The 19,931-nt window shown below is 65.9% G+C and carries 15 protein-coding genes; 7 read left to right on the plus strand and 8 right to left on the minus strand.

The window, feature by feature from the left end; all coding sequences use genetic code 11:
* Positions 1–17 precede the first annotated feature (17 nt).
* The 5 genes from Q9246_RS13480 to prpB all read right to left on the minus strand — a co-directional run bounded on the left by Q9246_RS13480 (position 18) and on the right by prpB (position 8,741).
* Positions 18–2,615 (minus strand): sensor domain-containing protein, encoded by a 2,598-nt coding sequence (locus tag Q9246_RS13480; RefSeq protein WP_306391076.1) that lies wholly within the window; start codon positions 2,613–2,615, stop codon positions 18–20.
* Positions 2,616–2,759: 144 nt separating this feature from the next.
* Positions 2,760–3,950, minus strand: coding sequence for a 2-methylaconitate cis-trans isomerase PrpF (gene prpF / locus Q9246_RS13485; RefSeq protein WP_306391077.1), 1,191 nt, complete (start codon positions 3,948–3,950; stop codon positions 2,760–2,762).
* A gap of 11 nt (positions 3,951–3,961) precedes the next feature.
* Positions 3,962–6,568 (minus strand): Fe/S-dependent 2-methylisocitrate dehydratase AcnD, encoded by a 2,607-nt coding sequence (gene acnD, locus Q9246_RS13490; RefSeq protein ID WP_306391079.1) that lies wholly within the window; start codon positions 6,566–6,568, stop codon positions 3,962–3,964.
* 107 nt (positions 6,569–6,675) lie between these two features.
* Positions 6,676–7,836 (minus strand): bifunctional 2-methylcitrate synthase/citrate synthase, encoded by a 1,161-nt coding sequence (gene prpC, locus Q9246_RS13495; RefSeq protein ID WP_306391080.1) that lies wholly within the window; start codon positions 7,834–7,836, stop codon positions 6,676–6,678.
* A 14-nt stretch (positions 7,837–7,850) separates the two neighbouring features.
* Complete coding sequence (prpB, locus tag Q9246_RS13500) at positions 7,851–8,741, minus strand: methylisocitrate lyase (RefSeq protein ID WP_306391081.1); 891 nt, start codon at positions 8,739–8,741, stop codon at positions 7,851–7,853.
* Between the two features lie 298 nt (positions 8,742–9,039).
* Here prpB and Q9246_RS13505 point away from each other — a divergent pair, with 298 nt between their 5' ends.
* The 4 genes from Q9246_RS13505 (at position 9,040) to Q9246_RS13520 (ending at position 12,105) form a co-directional block, all read left to right on the plus strand.
* Positions 9,040–10,299 carry an alpha/beta fold hydrolase gene (locus Q9246_RS13505; RefSeq protein ID WP_306391083.1) on the plus strand — a complete coding sequence of 420 codons (1,260 nt, stop codon included), beginning with the start codon at positions 9,040–9,042 and terminating at the stop codon, positions 10,297–10,299.
* Between the two features lie 88 nt (positions 10,300–10,387).
* A complete protein-coding gene (locus Q9246_RS13510) occupies positions 10,388–10,690 on the plus strand; it encodes an ArsR/SmtB family transcription factor (RefSeq protein ID WP_306391084.1) in 303 nt (100 codons plus the stop codon).
* Positions 10,691–10,754: 64 nt separating this feature from the next.
* Complete coding sequence (locus Q9246_RS13515; protein WP_306391085.1) at positions 10,755–11,750, plus strand: zinc-dependent alcohol dehydrogenase family protein; 996 nt, start codon at positions 10,755–10,757, stop codon at positions 11,748–11,750.
* 28 nt (positions 11,751–11,778) lie between these two features.
* Positions 11,779–12,105, plus strand: coding sequence for an antibiotic biosynthesis monooxygenase family protein (locus Q9246_RS13520; protein WP_306391086.1), 327 nt, complete (start codon positions 11,779–11,781; stop codon positions 12,103–12,105).
* Between the two features lie 48 nt (positions 12,106–12,153).
* Here Q9246_RS13520 and Q9246_RS13525 read toward each other — a convergent pair whose 3' ends face one another.
* Positions 12,154–13,812: a cation acetate symporter gene (locus tag Q9246_RS13525; protein WP_306398168.1), complete on the minus strand. Its 1,659-nt coding sequence runs from the start codon at positions 13,810–13,812 to the stop codon at positions 12,154–12,156.
* A complete protein-coding gene (locus Q9246_RS13530) occupies positions 13,812–14,123 on the minus strand; it encodes a DUF485 domain-containing protein (protein ID WP_306391087.1) in 312 nt (103 codons plus the stop codon). The genes Q9246_RS13525 and Q9246_RS13530 overlap by 1 nt, the downstream gene beginning before the upstream one ends.
* A gap of 164 nt (positions 14,124–14,287) precedes the next feature.
* On the opposite strand from Q9246_RS13530, the gene prpR reads away from it, so the two are divergent.
* The 3 genes from prpR to Q9246_RS13545 all read left to right on the plus strand — a co-directional run bounded on the left by prpR (position 14,288) and on the right by Q9246_RS13545 (position 18,557).
* Positions 14,288–15,889, plus strand: a complete 1,602-nt coding sequence (gene prpR / locus Q9246_RS13535; RefSeq protein WP_306391088.1) for a propionate catabolism operon regulatory protein PrpR — start codon at positions 14,288–14,290, stop codon at positions 15,887–15,889.
* A 110-nt stretch (positions 15,890–15,999) separates the two neighbouring features.
* Entirely contained in the window at positions 16,000–17,379 is a 1,380-nt protein-coding gene (locus tag Q9246_RS13540; RefSeq protein WP_306391089.1) for a pyridoxal-phosphate dependent enzyme, read from the plus strand.
* Entirely contained in the window at positions 17,376–18,557 is a 1,182-nt protein-coding gene (locus Q9246_RS13545; protein WP_306391090.1) for a trans-sulfuration enzyme family protein, read from the plus strand. The genes Q9246_RS13540 and Q9246_RS13545 overlap by 4 nt, the downstream gene beginning before the upstream one ends.
* A 1-nt stretch (position 18,558) precedes the next feature.
* Here Q9246_RS13545 and Q9246_RS13550 read toward each other — a convergent pair whose 3' ends face one another.
* Positions 18,559–19,872, minus strand: a complete 1,314-nt coding sequence (locus tag Q9246_RS13550) for an erythromycin esterase family protein (RefSeq protein ID WP_306391091.1) — start codon at positions 19,870–19,872, stop codon at positions 18,559–18,561.
* Positions 19,873–19,931: the final 59 nt, after the last annotated feature.

Below are 19,931 nucleotides of genomic sequence, written 5' to 3' on the forward strand. Positions count from 1 at the left end.
GGTTTCGATGCGGGGCATCACCCCGCCAGCAGCTTCGCCACCTGCTCCGCCGGCAACGGCCGCGCGAACAGATAACCCTGCGCATACTGGCAGCCGAAAGAGCGCAGCAAGGCATACTGCCCCTCGGTCTCCACACCTTCGGCCACCACCGACAGCTGCAGGCTGTTGGCCAGCGCCATCACCGCCGCCACGATGGCGCGGTCCTCGGCGCTGGCTTCGAGTTCGCGCACGAAGGCGCGGTCGATCTTGATCTTGCGTACCGGGAAGCGCTTGAGGTAGGCCAGGCTCGAGTAACCGGTGCCGAAATCGTCGATCGACAGGCACATCCCCATCGCATTCATCTGGCGCAGGGTCTCGAGCGTCTGGCCGCCGTGCTGCATCAGCGCGGTCTCGGTGATCTCGAACTCCACCAGCCGCGGGTCGATCCCGGTGTCGTCGACGATGGCCCGGATCGACTCGACCAGGCCCTGGTGCATGAACTGGCGCGCCGACAGGTTGATCGCCAGTGGCACCACGTCCAGCCCTTCGCGCTGCCACTCCATGACCTGGGCGCAGGCGCTGCGGATCACCCACTCCCCGACCTCCACGATCATGCCGCTCTCTTCCAGGATCGGGATGAATTCGTCCGGCCCCACCAGGGTCGCGCCGCGGCGCCAGCGCAGCAGCACCTCGAGTGCGCGCGGGCGGCGCGATTCGGTGCACATGATCGGCTGAAAATGCAGCGCGAACTCGTCGCGCGCGAGCGCGCCGCGCAGGTTCGATTCGAGCTCGAAATGGCGCGCCGCCGCCTGGTTCATGCGCGCGGTGAAGAACTGGTAATTGTTGCGGCCGGCCGCCTTGGCCTGGTACATCGCGGCGTCGGCGTGGCGCATCAGGGTCTCGACGTCGACCCCGTCGTCCGGGTACAGGCAGATGCCGATCGAGGGCGAGATGTGCAGGCTGTGGCCGTCGATCTGGCAAGCCATGGACAGCGCGGAGATGATGTTCCCGGCGACAGCGGCGGCCTCGGCGCCATCGGCGATCGCCGGCATCAGCACCACGAATTCGTCGCCGCCCAGGCGCGCCACCAGGTCGCCGGGGCGCACCGCCGTCACCAGGCGCAGGGCGACGTTGCGCAGCAGGCCATCGCCGACCAGGTGGCCGAGCGTGTCGTTGATGTTCTTGAAGCGGTCGAGGTCGATGAACATCAGCGCCAGCTGCTGTCCCTGGTGGGGCTCGTCGCCCGACGACACGACCCGCATCGCGGCGTCGAGCCGCTCGGACAGCATGGCGCGGTTGGGCAGGCCCGTCAGGCTGTCGTGGTAGGCCATGTGGTGGACCCGCGCCTCGGCCTGGCGCCGCTCGTTGATCTCCTCCTGCAGCAGCGCGTTGGCGCCGGCCAGTTCGGCGGTGCGCGCGGCCACCCGCAGTTCGAGTTCGTCGCGCGCGCGCAGGACGGTATCGGCCGCCTCGCGCTGGGCGGTAACATCGTCCACCAGCCACACGCTGCGGCCGCCCGCCTGCGCCAGGTCGAACAGGCGGCCCGACAGCCGCGCCCAGAAGCGGCTGCCGTCGCGGCGCACCATCTCGTGCTCGGCCATGTGGGCCTGGCCCAGGGCGAACTGGCGGCCGGACAGCTCGCGCGCCTCCTTCCAGCTGGCGGGATCGGGATACAGCGAGCGCACCGCGATGCCGTCCATGCCGCCCGGCGGCATGCCGAACAGCTCTTCCATCTTGCGGTTGCAGTGCAGGGTGCGGCCGCCCTCGACCACGGCGATGCCCAGCACCGCGTTGTCGAGGATGGCGCGGTTCTCCATCAGCGCCTCGCGCAGCGACTGCTCGTCGCTGCGCTCGCGGGTACGGTCTTCCAGCATCCAGATCGTGCCCTTGTCGGGGTCGTGCGCATTGACTTGGTAGCCGATCATCTGGACCCAGGCCGGCGTGCCGTCCCGGCGCACCAGGGTGCGCTCGGTACGGAACGGCAGGCCGCGCGCCAGTTGCGGATAGGCGTCGGCGCCGAGCTGGCGATAGGCGGTTTCGTCCGGGTACAGGGAGCGCGTCGAGATGCCGATCGGCTCGTCCTCGCCATAGCCGAACATCTGGCAAAAGGCGGGGTTGGCGCGCCGGATCACGCGGTTGCGGGTGAACATGATGCCGATCGAGGAATTGGTCATGATCGCCTGCACCTCGCTCATGGCCTGGCGCGCCTCGGTCACGTCCTCGACGATCCAGATCGTGCCGGCCGCGCGGTTGCCCGGTTCGACCGCGCAACCGCGCAGGCGCGCCCAGAAAGTGCTGCCGTTGCGGCGCCGGAACTGCTGCTCGGTCTTCTCGAACAGCCCGCCCCTGGACAACACTGCGAACGCTTCGCCGATCAGGTTCTGGTAGTCCTCGATCGACACGCACACGTCTTCGGGCGCGATGCTGCCCACTTCGTGCGGTGCGAAGCCGAACATCTCGCCGGCGCGCGGGTTGAAGGAACGGACCTGGTCGGGCTGGGTGACGGCAATGCCGACCGGCGCGTTCTCGAACACGGCGCGCTGCTCGCGCACCATGCGCCGCAGCAGGGCCAGGTCGGTCTTGTGCGCATCGATGTCCGCAACGTCAGGCAGGTGCAGGTTCGGAAATCCATCCATCGGTCGTTGCTGTCGCGGCTAAGGGCTCATGGTTGCCACGAGTTGCCCACTTGCAACTCGGGCGCCCATCATAACCCGGAACCGGCAGTAACAGAACTGCTTGCGACGAGAAAGCGACATCGGCGCCACTGCCGCGGCGATGGTTCAGAAAATGTCACCCGGCACGCATATCTTCCCCTCCATCAGGACCCGCGCGCTGCGGCTCATGATGGCCTTGGCGACGCTCCAGGCGCCATCGGTGCAGACCGCCTCGGCGCCCACCCGCAAGGTACCGGAAGGATGGCCGAAGCGCACCGCAGTGCGTTCGCCGCCGCCGGCCGCGAGGTTGACCAGGGTGCCGGGAATGGCGGCGGCGGTGCCGATCGCCACCGCCGCCGTGCCCATCATCGCGTGGTGCAGCTTGCCCATCGATAACGCGCGCACCACCAGGTCGATGTCCCCCTGCGCCACCGGCTTGCCGCTGGACGAGACATAGCCGGCCGGCCTGGCCACGAAGGCGACCTTGGGCGTGTGCTGGCGCTTGCCGGCATCCTCGATGCTGGCGATCAGGCCCATGCGCAGCGCCCCGTGGGCGCGGATGGTCTCGAACATGGATAGCGCGCGCGCATCGCCGTTGATCGCATCCTGCAGCTCGGTGCCGTCGTAGCCGACCGCGCCCGCCTCGACGAAGATGGTCGGGATGCCGGCATTGATCATCGTGGCGCGCAGGACGCCGACGCCGGGAACGTCCAGCTCGTCGACCACGTTCCCGGTCGGGAACATGGCGCCGGCGCTGCCCTCTTCCTCGGCCGCCGGGTCGATGAACTCCAGCTGCACCTCGGCCGCCGGGAAGGTGACGCCGTCGAGCTCGAAGTCGCCGGTCTCCTGCACCTGACCAGCGGTCATCGGGACGTGGGCGACGATGGTCTTGCCGATATTGGCCTGCCAGATGCGCACGATCGCGATGCCGTCATGCGGGATGCGCGCCGGATCGACCAGGCCGTTGGCGATGGCGAACGGTCCGATCGCGGCCGACAGGTTGCCGCAGTTGCCGCTCCAGTCGACGAAGGGCTTGTCGATCGCCACCTGGCCGAACAGGTAGTCGACGTCGTGATCGGGCCGCGTGCTGCGGTCGGCGATCACGGCCTTGCTGGTGCTGGAGGTGGCGCAGCCCATGCCGTCAATCTGCTTGCCGTAGGGGTCGGGGCTGCCGATCACGCGCAGCAGCAGCGCGTCGCGCGCGGCGCCCGGCACGCGGGCGGCTTCGGGCAGGTCTTCCAGCTTGAAAAACACGCCTTTGCTGGTGCCGCCGCGCATATAGGTGGCGGGGATCCTGATTTGGGGGGTATGTGTCATGGTTGTCTTCCTTACGCCGCCGCTTTCGGCGCCGACGACTCGAGGAAATCCTGGGCAAAGCGCTGCAGCACCCCGCCGGCCTCGTAGATCGAAACTTCCTCGGCCGTGTCGAGGCGGCAGGTAACGACGACGTCGAGCTTCTCGCCGTTACGGCGATGAATCACCAGCGTCAGGTCGGCGCGCGGGGTACGTTCGCCCACCACGTCGAAGGTCTCGCTGCCGTCGATCCCGAGCGTGAGGCGGTTGACGCCCGGCTTGAATTCCAGCGGCAGCACGCCCATGCCCACCAGGTTCGTGCGGTGGATGCGCTCGAAGCCTTCGGCCACGATCGCTTCCACGCCCGCCAGGCGCACGCCCTTGGCCGCCCAGTCGCGCGACGAGCCCTGTCCATAGTCGGCGCCGGCCACCACGATCAGCGGCTGTTTGCGCTCCATATAGTGCTCGATCGCTTCCCACATGCGGGTTACCTCGCCCGACGGCTCGATGCGCGCCAGCGAACCGGCAACCACATTGCCCTGCCCGTCCTTCACCATCTCGTTCTTGAGGGTGGGATTGGCGAAGGTCGCGCGCTGCGCCGTCAGGTGGTCGCCGCGGTGGGTGGCGTAGGAATTGAAGTCTTCCTCGGGCAGGCCCATCTTCGCCAGGTATTCGCCGGCTGCCGAATCGAGCAGGATGGCGTTCGACGGCGACAGGTGGTCGGTGGTGATGTTGTCGCCCAGGACCGCCAGCGGACGCATGCCAGAAAGTAGGCGTTCGCCGGCCAGAGCGCCTTCCCAGTACGGCGGACGGCGGATATAGGTGCTCTGCGGACGCCAGTCGTACAGCGGGCTGACTTTGCTGCCATCGTCCACCACGCGCGCGAACATCGGCGTATAGACCTTGCGGAACTGCTCGGGCTTCACGCTGCTTGCCACCACGGCGTCGATCTCTTTGTCCGACGGCCACAGGTCGGCCAGGCGGATCTCCTTGCCCGCATCGTCGACGCCCAGCACGTCCTTCTCGATGTCGAAGCGGATGGTGCCGGCGATCGCGTAGGCCACCACCAGCGCCGGCGAAGCCAGGAAGGCCTGCTTGGCATACGGGTGGATGCGGCCGTCGAAGTTGCGGTTGCCCGACAGGACGGCGGTCGCGTACAGGTCGCGCTCGATGATCTCTTGCTGGATGACCGGATCGAGCGCGCCGCTCATGCCGTTGCAGGTGGTGCAGGCAAACGCGACCACGCCGAAGCCCAACTGGTCCAGCTCGGGCGTGAGGCCGGCTTCGTCCAGGTAGAGTGCGACGGCCTTCGAGCCCGGCGCCAGCGAGCTTTTCACCCACGGCTTGCGCAGCAGGCCGGCGCGGTTGGCGTTACGCGCCAGCAGGCCGGCGGCGACCATATTGCGCGGGTTATTGGTGTTGGTGCAGCTGGTGATGGCGGCGATGATCACCGCGCCGTCCGGCATCAGGCCCGGTTCGTTTTCCACCTTGCCGGCGATGCCTCGCGCCGCCAGTTCGGAGGTTGGCACGCGCTTGTGCGGGTTCGACGGGCCGGCGATATTGCGCACCACGCTGGACAGGTCGAACGACAGCGTGCGTTCGTACTGGGCGTTGACGAGGCTGTCGGCCCACAGGCCGGCCTGTTTCGCATAGGTCTCGACCAGGTGCACGGTCTCGTCCTCGCGGCCGGTCAGGCGCAGGTACTTGATGGTCTGCTCGTCGATGTAGAACATCGCGGCGGTGGCGCCGAACTCGGGCGCCATGTTCGAGATCGTGGCGCGGTCGCCCAGCGTCAGCGCGCTGGCGCCCTCGCCATAGAATTCGAGATAGGCAGAGACGACCTTCGACTTGCGCAGGAATTCCGTCAGCGCCAGCACGATGTCGGTGGCGGTGATGCCGGCTTGCGGCTTGCCCGTCAGCTCGACGCCGACGATGTCGGGCAGGCGCATGTACGAGGCGCGGCCCAGCATCACGCTTTCGGCTTCCAGCCCGCCGACGCCGATCGCGATCACGCCCAGCGCGTCGACCATCGGGGTGTGCGAGTCGGTGCCGACCAGGGTGTCGGGATAGGCCACGCCCTGCTCCACCTGGATCACGGGCGACATGCGTTCCAGGTTGATCTGGTGCAGGATGCCGTTGCCGGGCGGGATCACGTCGACGTTCTGGAACGCCTTCTTGGTCCAGTCGATGAAGTGGAAGCGGTCTTCGTTGCGGCGATCCTCGATCGCGCGGTTCTTGGTGAACGCATCCGGGTCGAAGCCGCCGCATTCGACGGCCAGCGAGTGGTCCACCACCAGCTGGGTCGGCACCACCGGATTGACCAGGGCCGGGTCGCCGCCCTGCAGCGCGATGGCGTCGCGCAGGCCGGCCAGGTCGACCAGCGCGGTCTGGCCCAGGATGTCGTGGCACACCACGCGCGCCGGGAACCAGGGGAAGTCGAGCTCGCGCTTGCGTTCGATGATCTGCCTGAGCGAGTCCGTCATGCAGGCCGGGTCGCAGCGGCGCACGAGGTTTTCGGCCAGCACGCGCGAGGTGTAGGGCAAGGTGTCGTAGGCGCCGGGCTGGATGGCATCGACGGCGGCGCGCGTGTCGAAGTAGTCCAGGTCGGTGCCGGGAAGTGGTTTCAGGTGATTAGTATTCATGATGCGGCTCGATTCATGAGTTGGCCGTAAAACCGTCGTCCCCGCCAAGGTGGCCGACGAGGCCGGGAACGACGTGCGAGTGATCGTGGTGCAAATGGCTTCGTGGATTACTTGCGCTCGGCCAGCGGCACGAATTGCAGGTCTTCAGGTCCCACGTAGTTCGCGCTCGGGCGGATGATCTTGTTGTCGATGCGCTGCTCGATGACGTGGGCGGCCCAGCCCGAGGTGCGCGAAATGACGAACAGCGGCGTGAACATGGCGGTCGGCACGCCCATCATGTGGTACGACACGGCCGAGAACCAGTCCAGGTTCGGGAACATCTTTTTCACTTCCCACATCACCGACTCCAGGCGCTCGGCGATGTCGAACATCTTCATCGAACCGGCTTCGGACGACAGGGTGCGCGCCACTTCCTTGATCACCTTGTTGCGCGGGTCCGAGATCGTGTACACCGGATGGCCGAAGCCGATCACGACTTCCTTGTTGGCCACGCGGTTGCGGATGTCGGCTTCGGCTTCGTCGGCGTTTTCGTAGCGCTTCTGAATGTCCAGCGCCACCTCGTTGGCGCCGCCGTGCTTCGGACCGCGTAGCGCGCCGATGGCGCCGGTGATGGCCGAATGGATGTCGGAACCGGTGCCGGCGATCACGCGCGCGGTGAAGGTCGAGGCATTGAACTCGTGCTCGGCGTACAGGATCAGCGAGGTGTGCATCGCCTGCACCCAGCTCTGCGATGGCTTGACGCCGTGCAGCAGGTGCAGGAAGTGGCCGCCGATCGAATCGTCGTCGGTCTCGACCTCGATGCGCTTGCCGTTATGGCTGAAGTGGTACCAGTACAGCAGCATCGAGCCGAACGACGCCATCAGGCGGTCGGCGATGTCGCGCGCGCCGGCGATATTGTGGTCGTCCTTCTCGGGCAGCGCGCAGCCCAGGGTCGACACGCCGGTGCGCATCACGTCCATCGGATGGGCGCCGGCCGGCAGCGCCTCGAGCGCGCTCTTCACCGCCTGCGGCAGGCCGCGCAGCGAACGCAGCTTGGCTTTGTAACCGCGCAACTCGGCCTCGTTCGGCAGCTTGCCGTGCACCAGCAGGTAGGCGATTTCCTCGAACTCGCAGGCGTCGGCCACGTCCAGGATGTCGTAGCCGCGGTAGTGCAGGTCGTTGCCCGATTTGCCCACCGAGCACAGCGCGGTATTGCCGGCGGCGACGCCGGACAGGGCCACCGATTTCTTCGGCTTGAAGGTTGGGGTCTCGTTGTGTTGATTGCTCATGTTCCGGTCTCCTGTTACTTGGCTTTGTTCTGGGCGAACAGCGCGTCGAGTTTCTGTTCGTAGCTGTGGTAATCGATGCGGTCGTACAGTTCGGCGCGCGTCTGCATGGTGTCGACCACGTTCTGCTGGGTGCCGTCGCGGCGGATCGCGTTGTACACGTTCTCGGCCGCCTTGTTCATGGCGCGGAAGGCCGACAGCGGATACAGCACCATGCCGACGCCGGCGCCTTTCAGCTCGTCGACGGTGAACAGCGGGGTCGCGCCGAATTCGGTGATATTGGCCAGCACCGGCACCTTGACCGCGTCGGCGAATCGTTCATACATCGCCAGGTCGGTGATCGCTTCGGGGAAGATCATGTCGGCGCCCGCTTCGACGCAGGCCACGGCGCGTTCGATCGCGGCGTCCAGCCCTTCCACCGCCAGCGCGTCGGTGCGCGCCATGATCACGAAGTCGTCATACGGGCGGGCGTCGGCGGCGGCCTTGATGCGGTCGACCATCTCGTCCTTGCCGACGATTTCCTTGCCCGGACGGTGGCCGCAGCGCTTGGCGCCCACCTGGTCTTCGATATGGCAGGCAGCGGCGCCGGCCTTGGCCAGGGTGCGCACGGTGCGCGCGACATTGAAGGCCGAGGCGCCGAAGCCGGTGTCGACGTCGACCAGCAGCGGCAGGTCGCACACGTCGGTGATGCGGCGCACGTCGACCAGCACGTCGTCGAGGTTCGAGATGCCCAGGTCAGGCAAGCCCAACGAACCGGCCGCCACCCCGCCACCGGACAGGTAGATCGCCTTGAAGCCGGCGCGCTTGGCCAGCAGGGCGTGGTTGGCGTTGATCGCGCCGACGACTTGCAGTGGGGATTCTTCCTGAAGTGCCTTGCGGAATGCGGCGCCGGCGGAGAGCGTGGTCATGCGGTGTCCTTTCTGATCGGTGGATGTCGTGGCTACTGTTGCAAGCAACGTGCCAGCATGTCGGCAAATGTTGCCCACCCGCGTTTTTCGCATAATTTCAAGCACTTAGCATGTGCTGAAGCCCGCCACCAGCGGCGCCCACGCCAGCCCTCCGTTTCACATTGAAACATTGGAATGAAACATTGGAACAACGAGACCTGGCATTTCATACCCCTTGTACGGCAGCCTGTCGGAAAATGCCGCACTACCAACTCAACGTCATTACAATGATTTCATTGTGACAACAAGTGGGAAAAGTATGCGCTTCCTTGCTATTCCATTCCAGATGCTGGCGGTATGGCTGACGTTTTTGGCAGTATTGTGGGTCACCCGGGGAGGCGCAGCGGGCGTTCCGGCGATGTGTATCGCCATCGCCGTTGCCGGTGTCTTGTGGTGGCGATCCACGCGCGGCGCACCGCGCCGCCGCGTCATTGTGCGTGGCATTCTCATGGTACTGACCCTGGCTCCGGTGGCGTATGTGCTTGTGCCGCTCGCACCGCCGTCCCTGGCGCCGCTTGCCACCGATCCATCAGCCGAGTTGTGGTCGACAGGGCCAGGCCGTGCCGTCGCTGTGTATCGCTACCCGGCTGATGCAGCTCGCGCCAGGCATGCTGCGCTCGTGTTCGTACATGGAGGTCCGGGCGCCTATGTCAGGGACATCGATCGCGACTTCTTCGCCGGTTTCGCGCGTGCCGGATTCGACGTCGTGCTCTACGACCAGGTCGGCGCCGGCCGTTCCTCGCTTGTCAGTCCCGAGCACTACACGCACGACAACAACGTCAGGGATCTGGCTGCCGTGCTGGCGAGGGTGAACACGCCTACCGTCCTGGTAGCGCAATCGTATGGCGCGACCCTGGTCACGTCGGCATTGGCCGACCGAAACGTACGCAATATGGTGACCCATCTGGTCCTCACCGAACCCGGCCGCATCCCGGGTGCAGCATTTTCGTTGGATAAATCCATGTCGAAAAAGACGACCCATGCGCCTGATGCGACGCTTGCGCCGAGCGCAGCGGTCATGGGCAAGCTGATTGCGCCGCGCGCATTGCTTGCAGCGTTTCTGCCGGCAGGGAACGGCCTGGCGTCGCAGGAGGAGCTCATCAACCATTACACCCCGGACGTGCAGCGTTTACTGGTATCCAATGCGTTCTGCAAAGGCGATACCGCATTGTTGGACACCTTCCATCCTGGCCGCTTCAACCTGCTCGCGAACGCCCGTATCGGCCGCGATGCGGGCACGGCAGCGAAGCCTGACCTGCACGACATGGCGGCGCCGGTAATGATGCTACTCGGCGAATGCAGCTATATACCTCGAGGGCGCGCGATGGAATACTTCGGCGTCTATACAACCGCACGCGCTCATCTAATTCCGGGCGTTGGACATATTGTCTGGGGTAACGCGCGGGGGCAGGAACTCACACGCGACGCCATTGTCCGATTCGTGGACGGTGCGCCGGGCTTACTGCCCAATGAACCAACCCAGGCAACCGCGCGTCTATTTGTAGAAAATGGCAGGTGAGATAACTCGAAGGTCCGCGTTGGGTCGATAGCGCGATCCATGCTGAAAGCCGCTTGACATATCGAGATATCTCGATATACTGAACGCCATGGACCTTCTCGACATCTTCAAAGCCCTCTCGAACCAGACCCGCCTCGACATATTGAAAGGGCTGAAAGATCCTGCGAACAGCTTCCCACCGCAGGACGAGGGTGATGTGCACACGGTCGGTGTGTGCGTCAGCAGTATCCAGGAAGGTGTCGGCTTGTCCCAGTCGACCGTGTCCAACTACCTGGCGACCCTGCAACGGGCCGGCCTGGTGGAAGTCAGGCGCATTGGCCAGTGGACGTACTACAAGCGCAATGAAGAAACCATCCGCGCGCTTGCCGAGATCATCGGGAAAGACCTGTAATTTTTTTTGCCACTATATATCGATAATTCTCGATATTTATTTTTAACGAAACGAGGAAACAATCATGAAAGCTCAAGTGCTCACTTCTTTTGGCGGCCCACAATCGTTCGAACTGCGTGACGTGGCAAAGCCCGTGCCGCAGGCTGGCCAGGTCCTGGTCCGGGTGCAGGCCACCTCCATCAATCCGCTGGACTACCAGGTCCGCCGCGGCGACTATGCCGACCTGGTGCCGCTGCCCGGCATCACGGGGCACGACGTGTCGGGCGTGGTCGAGGCGGTCGGCCCCGGCGTGACCGCCTTCGCACCGGGCGATGAAGTCTGGTACACCCCGCAAATCTTCGACGGCCCTGGCAGCTATGCCGAATACCATGTTGCCAACGAAAGCATCGTCGGCCGCAAACCCGCTTCGCTGACCCACCTCGAGGCCGCCAGCCTGACCCTGGTCGGCGGCACCGCCTGGGAAGCCCTCGCCGTGCGCGCCCAGCTGAAAGCCGGCGAAAGCGTCCTGATCCACGGCGGCGCGGGCGGTGTCGGCCACGTCGTGATCCAGGTCGCCAAAGCCATGGGCGCGAAGGTGTTTACCACGGTGCGCGAAGAGAATTTTGGATTCGTCCGTTCGCTGGGCGCCGACGTCGTCATCGACTACACGAAAGAAGACTATGTGGATGCCGTGCTGCGCGAAACCGGTGGCCACGGCGTCGACGTGATCTTCGACACCATCGGCGGCGACACCCTGACCCGCAGCCCGGATGCGCTGGCCCAGCTCGGCCGCGTGGTCTCGATCGTCGACATCGCCAAGCCGCAGAACCTGATCCAGGCCTGGGGCAAGAATGCCAGCTACCACTTCGTGTTCACCCGCCAGAACCGCGGCAAGCTCGACGAATTGCGTACCCTGGTCGAGCGCGGCCAGCTGAAACCGCATGTCGGCGCCGTCTATCCGCTGGCCGACATCGCCCAGGCCCATGCGCGGCTGGAAAATCCGAACAATGGCCTCAGGGGCAAGATCGCGATCGCCGTCGGGCCGCTGGCCGATGTCGCGGGCACTGGCGCGCAGTCCTGAGCCATCGATTCATTCAGAGAGGAACATCATGGTCTACGAAATCGCCACCCTCCCCGTCAAGCCTGAACACGTCGCCACGTTCAGGAGTTCTTTTGCCGAAGTCGCGCCCCTGCTCAGCCGCGCCAAGGGGTATCGGGGACACATGCTCGCGCCGGGCATCGAGCAACCCGCGCAATTCACGCTGATCGTCCGCTGGCAGACGCTGGAGGATCACAGCCCGCGCTTCGAGGCGAGCGACGACCACCAGGCGTTCATGGCGGGTTTGCAGGACTATTTTTCAAGCGAGCCCACCGTGCAGCACATCGAAGGTGCGGCGTTCACCATCGGCCCCTGGGATGGAGCGTCGGGTAAATAAAAAAGGGCGGCCTTCGCAGGCCGCCCTTTTTCATTCAGTCAAACACGATCAGTGCGCCGTCGCTCCCGCCGCGCCGATGCCGGTCTCGGCGCGCACTTCCTGCGCCTCGAAGCCGGCGCGGTCGATGCGGGCACGTGGACCCTTGTCGGTGATCGAGAAGATCCAGATGCCGAAGAAGCCGATCGCCATCGAGAAGATCGCCGGCGAAGCGTACGGGAAGATCGCCGCGCTATTGCCCAGCACGTCGACCCAGACCGATTTCGACAGCATGGTCAGGATCACGGCCGTTGCCAGGCCCAGGAAGCCGCCCACGGTGGCGCCGCGGGTGGTGCAGTCTTTCCACAGCACCGACATGAACAGCACCGGGAAGTTGGCCGAGGCCGCGATGGCGAAGGCCAGCGACACCATGAAGGCGACGTTCTGCTTCTCGAACGCGATACCCAGCAGCACGGCGATGATGCCGAGGCAGATGGTGGTGATCTTCGACACTTTCAGCTCGTTGGCGCTGGTTGCCTGGCCCTTCTTGAACACGGTGGCGTACAGGTCGTGCGAGACGGCCGAGGCGCCCGACAGGGTCAGGCCGGCCACCACCGCCAGGATGGTCGCGAAGGCGACTGCCGAGATGAAGCCGAGGAACACGTCGCCGCCCACGGCCTGCGCCAGGTGGACCGCCGCCATGTTGTTACCGCCCAGCAGCGCGCCGGCAGCATCCTTGAAGGCCGGGTTGGTGCCGACCAGCACGATCGCGCCGAAGCCGATGATGAAGGTCAGGATATAGAAGTAGCCGATCCAGGTGGTCGCCCACAGCACCGATTTACGCGCTTCCTTGGCGCTCGGGACGGTGAAGAAGCGCATCAGGATGTGCGGCAGGCCGGCGGTGCCGAACATCAGCGCCATGCCGAACGAAATGGCCGAGATCGGATCCTTGATGAAGCTGCCCGGGCCCATGATGGCCTCGCCTTTGGCGTGCAGTTCGGTGGCCGACTGGAACAGTTGCGATGGGCTGAAGTTGTACTGGGCCAGCACCGAGAACGCCATGAACGAAGCGCCCGACAGCAGCAGCACGGCCTTGATGATCTGCACCCAGGTGGTGGCGGTCATGCCGCCGAACAGCACGTAGACCATCATCAGCGCGCCAACCAGAACCACCGCGATCCAGTAGTCGAGGCCGAACAGCAGCTTGATCAGCTGGCCGGCGCCGACCATCTGCGCGATCAGGTAGAAGGCCACCACGACCAGGGTGCCGGACGCCGCGAACACGCGGATCGGCTTCTGGGCGAAGCGGTACGAGGCCACGTCGGCGAAGGTGAAGCGGCCCAGGTTGCGCAGGCGCTCGGCCATCAGGAAGGTGATGACGGGCCAGCCGACCAGGAAGCCGATCGCATAGATCAGGCCATCGAAGCCATCGAGGAACACGGCGGCCGAAATACCCAGGAAGGAGGCGGCCGACATGAAGTCGCCGGCAATGGCGAGGCCGTTCTGGAAACCGGTGATGCCGCCGCCGGCGGTATAGAAATCGGACGCCGAGCGGGTCTTGGCGGCGGCCCACTTGGTGATGTACAGGGTGCCCAGCACGAACACGCCGAACATGATGATGGCGGTCCAGTTGGTGGCCTGCTTGACGCCCTGACCCAGGTCGGGGGCAGCGTGGGCGATGCCAGCGATGGCCAGCAGGGCCAGTGCGGCCGAGGTGTGGAGACGGCGCATCATGCGGCACCCACTTTCGCCTTGATGGCATCGCTCAGCTCATCGTATTCGCGGTTGGCGCGGCGCACGTAGATGCCGGTGATGACGACGGTGAAGATGATCACGAACAGGCCCAGCGGAATGCCCCAGGTCATGACACCGTCGCCGATGCGCGAACCCATGAATTCCTTGTCGAAGGCGACCAGCAGCGTGAAGCCGTAGTACACGATCATCATGGCCCAGGTCAGCGTCCAGCCGAACCTGGAGCGGGTCGTTTTGAGCTTTTGGTAATTCGGGTCGCTCTTGACCCTTTGTACGACGTCTTGTTCCAATTTTGTCTCCTGATTTTCTTGGTGTTGCCTATGCAACTGAAATCCATCCTACGGGCGCGCCCTTACCGGATTCTTACGGCATGCAATTAATTGACCGGCCGTTCGCTTACGCTCCAGCGTTTCAAAATGAAACGAATAGATGAAAAATGCACTAGACTTGAAACATGAATTCTTCCCGTTCTCCTGCGGAGGCCGGCGACAAGCCCGTCATCTGGACCGTCTCCGTCTCGCGCCTGTCCGACCTGTTCCGCGACATCACCGTCGAATACGACCACCTGGCCGCGATCGAACCGCTGCACCTGGGCTTCGACGAAGCCGCCCGGCACATCCGCGAACGCCTGGCTACCGAACACTGTGACGTGGTGATCGCGGCCGGCTCGAACGCGGCCTGGCTCAAGGGCCGGGTGGCGGTGCCGGTGGTGGCGGCCAAGGCCAGCGGCTACGACGTGCTGAAGGCGCTGGCGCGGGCGCGCCGCGTCTCGCCCCGCATCGGCGTGATCAGCTACCAGGCGCCGCTGCCCGAACTGGCGGATTTTGCCGCCACCTTCGACCTCGACCTGGCCCAGCGCACCTATGTCACGCGCGAGGATGCGCGCGCCGCCGTGCACGAACTGAAGTCCGCGGGCATCGCCGTCATCGTCGGCGCCGGCTTGATCACCGACCTGGCCGAGGAAGCCGGCCTGACCGGCGTGTTCCTGTACTCGGCGGCCTCGATCCGCCAGGCCTTCGACGACGCGCTCGAACTGGCGCGCCTGACCCGGCTCGAGGCCGGCCGCGGGCGGCGCAAGCAGGTAGAACAACGCACGCGGCGCGGCCTGAACGACTTGCGCGGCGAGTCGCCGGCGATGGAACGCCTGCGCCAGACCGTGGTGCTGTATGCGCGCTCGCCCAGCACCGTGCTGATCGAAGGCGAGACCGGCAGCGGCAAGGAACTGGTGGCGCAGGCGATCCACCGCGAAAGCCCGCGCCGCGGCGCCCAGCGTCCCTTCGTGGCCGTCAACTGCGGCGCGATCGCCGAATCGCTGCTCGAATCGGAACTGTTCGGCCATGAAGAAGGCGCGTTTACCGGCGCCCGCCGCGGCGGCCACGCCGGCCTGTTCGAGGCCGCCAACGGCGGCACCCTGTTCCTGGACGAGATCGGCGAGATGCCGCTCGGCCTGCAGACCCGCCTGCTGCGCGTGCTCGAAGAACGCGAGGTGATGCGGGTCGGCGGCACTCGCCCGGTGCCGATCGACGTGCGGGTGATCAGCGCCACCCATTGCGACCTCGAGGCGCGGGTGCGCGAAGGACGCTTCCGGGCCGACCTGTTCTATCGCCTGGCCGTGCTGCGGCTGGCGCTGCCGCCGCTGCGCGCGCGCGGGCCCGACATCGCGCCGCTGGCCGAATGGTCGCTGAAACAGGCGCTGGCCGCGCTCGATGCGCGCCCGCATCCGAACCTGGCGGCCGAGATCGCGGCCTGCACGCCGCTGCTCGCCGCCTACGCCTGGCCCGGCAATGTGCGCGAACTGCGCAACCTGATGGAGAGAGTCGCGCTATTCCTGGCGGCCGAACCCTTGCAGTCGCTCACGCCCGGCTTTTTGCTGTCGGTGGCGCCGGAGCTGGGTCGCCAGCCGGCGCCGGCGTTCGATGCGCCGCCCTCCCCGTCCATGCTGCGCGAATCGGCGAGCGCGGTGCTGGCCCGCTTTGGCGGCCAGCGCGACCTGGCTGCCGAACACCTCGGTATCAGCCGCACGACCCTGTGGCGGCGCCTGAAGTCGGAAACTTAGCAAAACTTTAAGCTGCTCCAAAGCAGCGCTCGACAAAAACTCGTATCATGTTTGCTTGACCATGGCCTGGCGCTATCCGCGCCAGCTCGTCCTAGCACGTCGGAGGCAATATGCAACATGCGTCGCAAGCTGCACTGTTTTCGCTGATCGGCGATACCCCGCTGGTCGAAGTCACCCGCATCGATACCGGCCCCTGCCAGCTCTTCCTCAAGCTCGAATCGCAGAACCCGGGCGGCTCCATCAAGGACCGCATCGGCAAGACCATGATCGAGCAGGCCGAGCACGACGGCCTGCTGCAGCCGGGCGGCACCGTCGTCGAGGCCACCGCCGGCAATACCGGCCTGGGCCTGGCGCTGGTGGCGCGCATCAAGGGCTACCGGGTGGTGCTGGTGGTGCCCGACAAAATGGCGGCAGAGAAAGTCCTGCACCTCAAGGCGCTTGGCGCCGAGATCCACCTGACCCGCTCCGACGTCGGCAAGGGCCATCCCGAGTATTACCAGGATTACGCCGCACGCCTGGCGAAAGAAATCCCCGGCGCCTGGTTTGCCGACCAGTTCAACAACCCGGCCAACCCGCGCGCCCACGAAACCACGACCGGGCCCGAACTGTGGGACCAGACCAACCACAAGCTCGACGCCATCGTGGTCGGCGTCGGGTCGAGCGGCACCCTCACCGGCCTGTCGCGCTATTTCAAGAAGACCCAGCCGCTGCTCGAATTCATCCTGGCCGACCCGAAAGGCTCGATCCTGGCCGAATACGTCAACACCGGCCATGTGTCGCAGCATGCCGGTTCGTGGGCGGTCGAGGGCATCGGCGAAGATTTCATTCCCGGCATCGCCGACCTGTCGCGGGTCAAGACGGCGTACACCATCGGCGACGAAGAAAGCTTCTCGACCGCGCGCCTGCTGCTGCAGCAAGAAGGCATCCTGGCCGGCTCGTCGACCGGCACGCTGCTGGCGGCGGCGCTGCGCTACTGCCGCGCGCAGACCCGGCCCAAGCGCGTGGTCACGTTCGTGTGCGATACCGGCACCCGCTACTTGTCCAAGGTGTACAGCGACGGCTGGATGGTCGACCAGGGCCTGATCACGCGTCCCAGGACGAACGACTTGCGCGACCTGATCGGGCGCCGCCACGACGCCGGCGAAGTCATCACCCTGTCGCCCGACGACACCCTGCTCACCGCCTTCAACCGCATGCGCGCGAGCGACCTGCAGCAGTTGCCGGTGGTCGATGCCGAAGGCCGGCTGCTGGGCCTGATCGACGAATCCGACCTGCTGCACCAGGTGACGCAGGATACCGCGCGCTTCAATGCGCCGGTGTCCGGCACCATGACAGTCGAACTGCAAACCCTGCACCCGACGGCCGGCATGGCCCAGCTGCGCGAGGTCCTCGACCGCGGCCTGACCGCCGTCATCGCCGACGGGCCGCGCTTCTACGGCCTGATCACGCGCTACGACCTGCTCAACCATCTGCGAAGGACCCTGTCTTGACCAATCCTACCGAATTCAAGCGCCACCTGGCCACCCGCGTCATCCACGGCGGCCAGGCGCCCGAACCGGCCACCGGCGCCGTGATGCCGCCCATCTTCGCCACCTCGACCTTCAAGCAGGAGAGTCCCGGCGTGCACAAGGGCCTCGACTACGGCCGCTCGCACAACCCGACGCGCTGGGCGCTCGAACGCTGCGTGGCCGATATCGAAGGCGGCCGCGCGGCCTTCGCCTTCGCCTCCGGCCTGGCCGCCATCGCGGCGGTGCTCGAACTGCTGCCGGCCGGCTCGCACATCGTGGCCGGCGACGATATGTATGGCGGCACCTACCGCCTGTTCGAGCGCGTGCGGCGCGACAGCGCCGGCCATACCTTCAGCTACGTCGACCTGGCCGACCCCGAGGCGCTGGCCGCCGCGATCAAGCCAGAGACCCGCATGGTATGGGTCGAGACCCCGACCAACCCGATGCTCAAGCTGGCCGACCTGACCGCCATCGCGGGGCTCTGCCACGCGCGCGGCATCATCAGCGTGTGCGACAACACCTTCGCCAGCCCGATCGTGCAACGTCCGCTGGAGCACGGCTTCGACATCGTGGTGCACTCCACCACCAAGTACATGAACGGCCACTCCGACGTGATCGGCGGCGTGGCGGTGGTCGGCGCCGGCGACGCCCAGACCGGGCTGGCCGAGAAGCTCGGCTTCATCCAGAATTCGGTCGGCGCGATCCAGGGGCCGTTCGACAGCTTCCTGGTGCTGCGCGGGATCAAGACCCTGGCCCTGCGCGTGGAACGCAGCAGCGCCAACGCCCTGCTGCTGGCAAGCTGGCTCGAGCAGCAGCCCAAGGTGCGCAAGGTCTATTATCCCGGCCTGGAATCGCATCCCCAGCATGCGCTGGCGCGGCGCCAGATGCATGGCTACGGCGGCATCGTCTCGCTCGACCTCGATACCGACATCGACGGCGCGCGGCGCTTCCTGGAAGCCTGCGAGGTGTTCACGCTGGCCGAGAGCCTGGGTGGCGTCGAGAGCCTGATCGAGCATCCGGCGCTGATGACCCACGCCAGCATTCCGCCCGAGCGGCGCGCCGAACTGGGCATCGGCGATGGGCTCATCCGCCTGTCGGTCGGCATCGAGCATGTCGACGACCAGCGCGAGGATCTAAGGCGCGCGCTGGCGGCAATCTGAATCAGAACTTCCGGGCCGGCGTCACGCTGTCGGTGTAGAAGACGCCGTCGTACGACTGCGCCGGGACGATCTCCTTGGAGACCGTCCCGAATTCGCGCACCGTGTTCTTCTGGTGGAACCAGCCCGTGGATGGCCCCGGGGTCGCCTGTGAAAAATCGACGAAGGCGTATTTCAGGCCGCCGTTGGCGAGCACCGCCTCGAGCGTTCCAGGCGGCGGGGCCGGCACCGGCGACGGCGGATACTCTCCGTTGACCACCATGCCGCGGCCCATGTAGAAGCCGACCGTGTACATCTCGGCCCGGCGCCGCTGGGCGAGCAACTGGCCCATGCTGGTGAAGTCGCCTGGCGCCGCGGCGTTGGTGACGTGCATATTGTGGGCCCACACGATCACCTTGCGGCCAGGGTACAAGGTATCGAGCACGGCGTCGAGCTGCTCGGCCATGCCCGCATCGCGCACGGTATTGCCCTCCATGCTGTTGACGCTGCCCAGGTGTTCGTTGCGGCGCGCCAGCCACTTGCGTGCCTGCGTGGTCTGGATCTCGATGTCGACCTCGTGGTCCGCGTATCCCGCCGCCCGCAGCTGGGTGCGACTCGCAGCGAGCGCCGTGGCGACGTCCGCGTAGAATGCCTGGATTTCCCTGCTCCGCTCTGCCGTCAACGGACGGCTGTCGCCCAGTTCCTTGTCATGTTCCGCGACGCGTGGCGCAAGCCCTGCATCGGCGATCGCCAGCATGCCGCGCAAGCGCGCCTTGTCGAGGTGCCAGCCGCTGAACTGGACATCGAAACCGGCCAGCGTCAGCGGCTTGCTGCCCTCGCGCTGCGCTTTCAGGTAGTCGAACAGGCCTTCGATTTCGGTGGTGTTCCAGGTCAGGAACAGGCAGCGCCGCATCACTTCGCGGCTTGCCAGCGTGCCGATCTGCCGGTCGGCGTCGATGCACTGGTCGAGCGATCCCTCGAACGCCAGCACGTCGAATCCCATCTGCTGGTGCAGGAACTTGATCAGCCTGACCTTCGCCCAATTGGATTCGGCCACGCCGTGCGAGGCTTCGCCCAGCTGGACGATGCGCTTGCCCTGCAATAGCGGCTTGAGGAATTGCAGGTCGCTGAAGTCGTCGCTGAACAGGGAACGGATCGGATGCCGGCGCGCCTGCACGTCGGCGCGCCAGGTGGCGGCGATGGGCGGCATGTCGGCTGGCGCGAGGCGCAGCGCCGCATCGTCCAGCAGCTGTTGCGATGGCTGTGGACGCGGCGGCGGATCGGCCGCCAGGGCGGTGGGAGCCCACACGGCCAGCAGCAGGGAAAACAGTTGGATCATCGGTCGGCAATTCGAGGCATGGCCTTCCAGCATAGCCAAGAACCGGCCCCGAATATGCG

This window comes from Telluria beijingensis (assembly GCF_030770395.1).
Taxonomy (GTDB): Bacteria; Pseudomonadota; Gammaproteobacteria; order Burkholderiales; family Burkholderiaceae_D; genus Telluria; species Telluria beijingensis.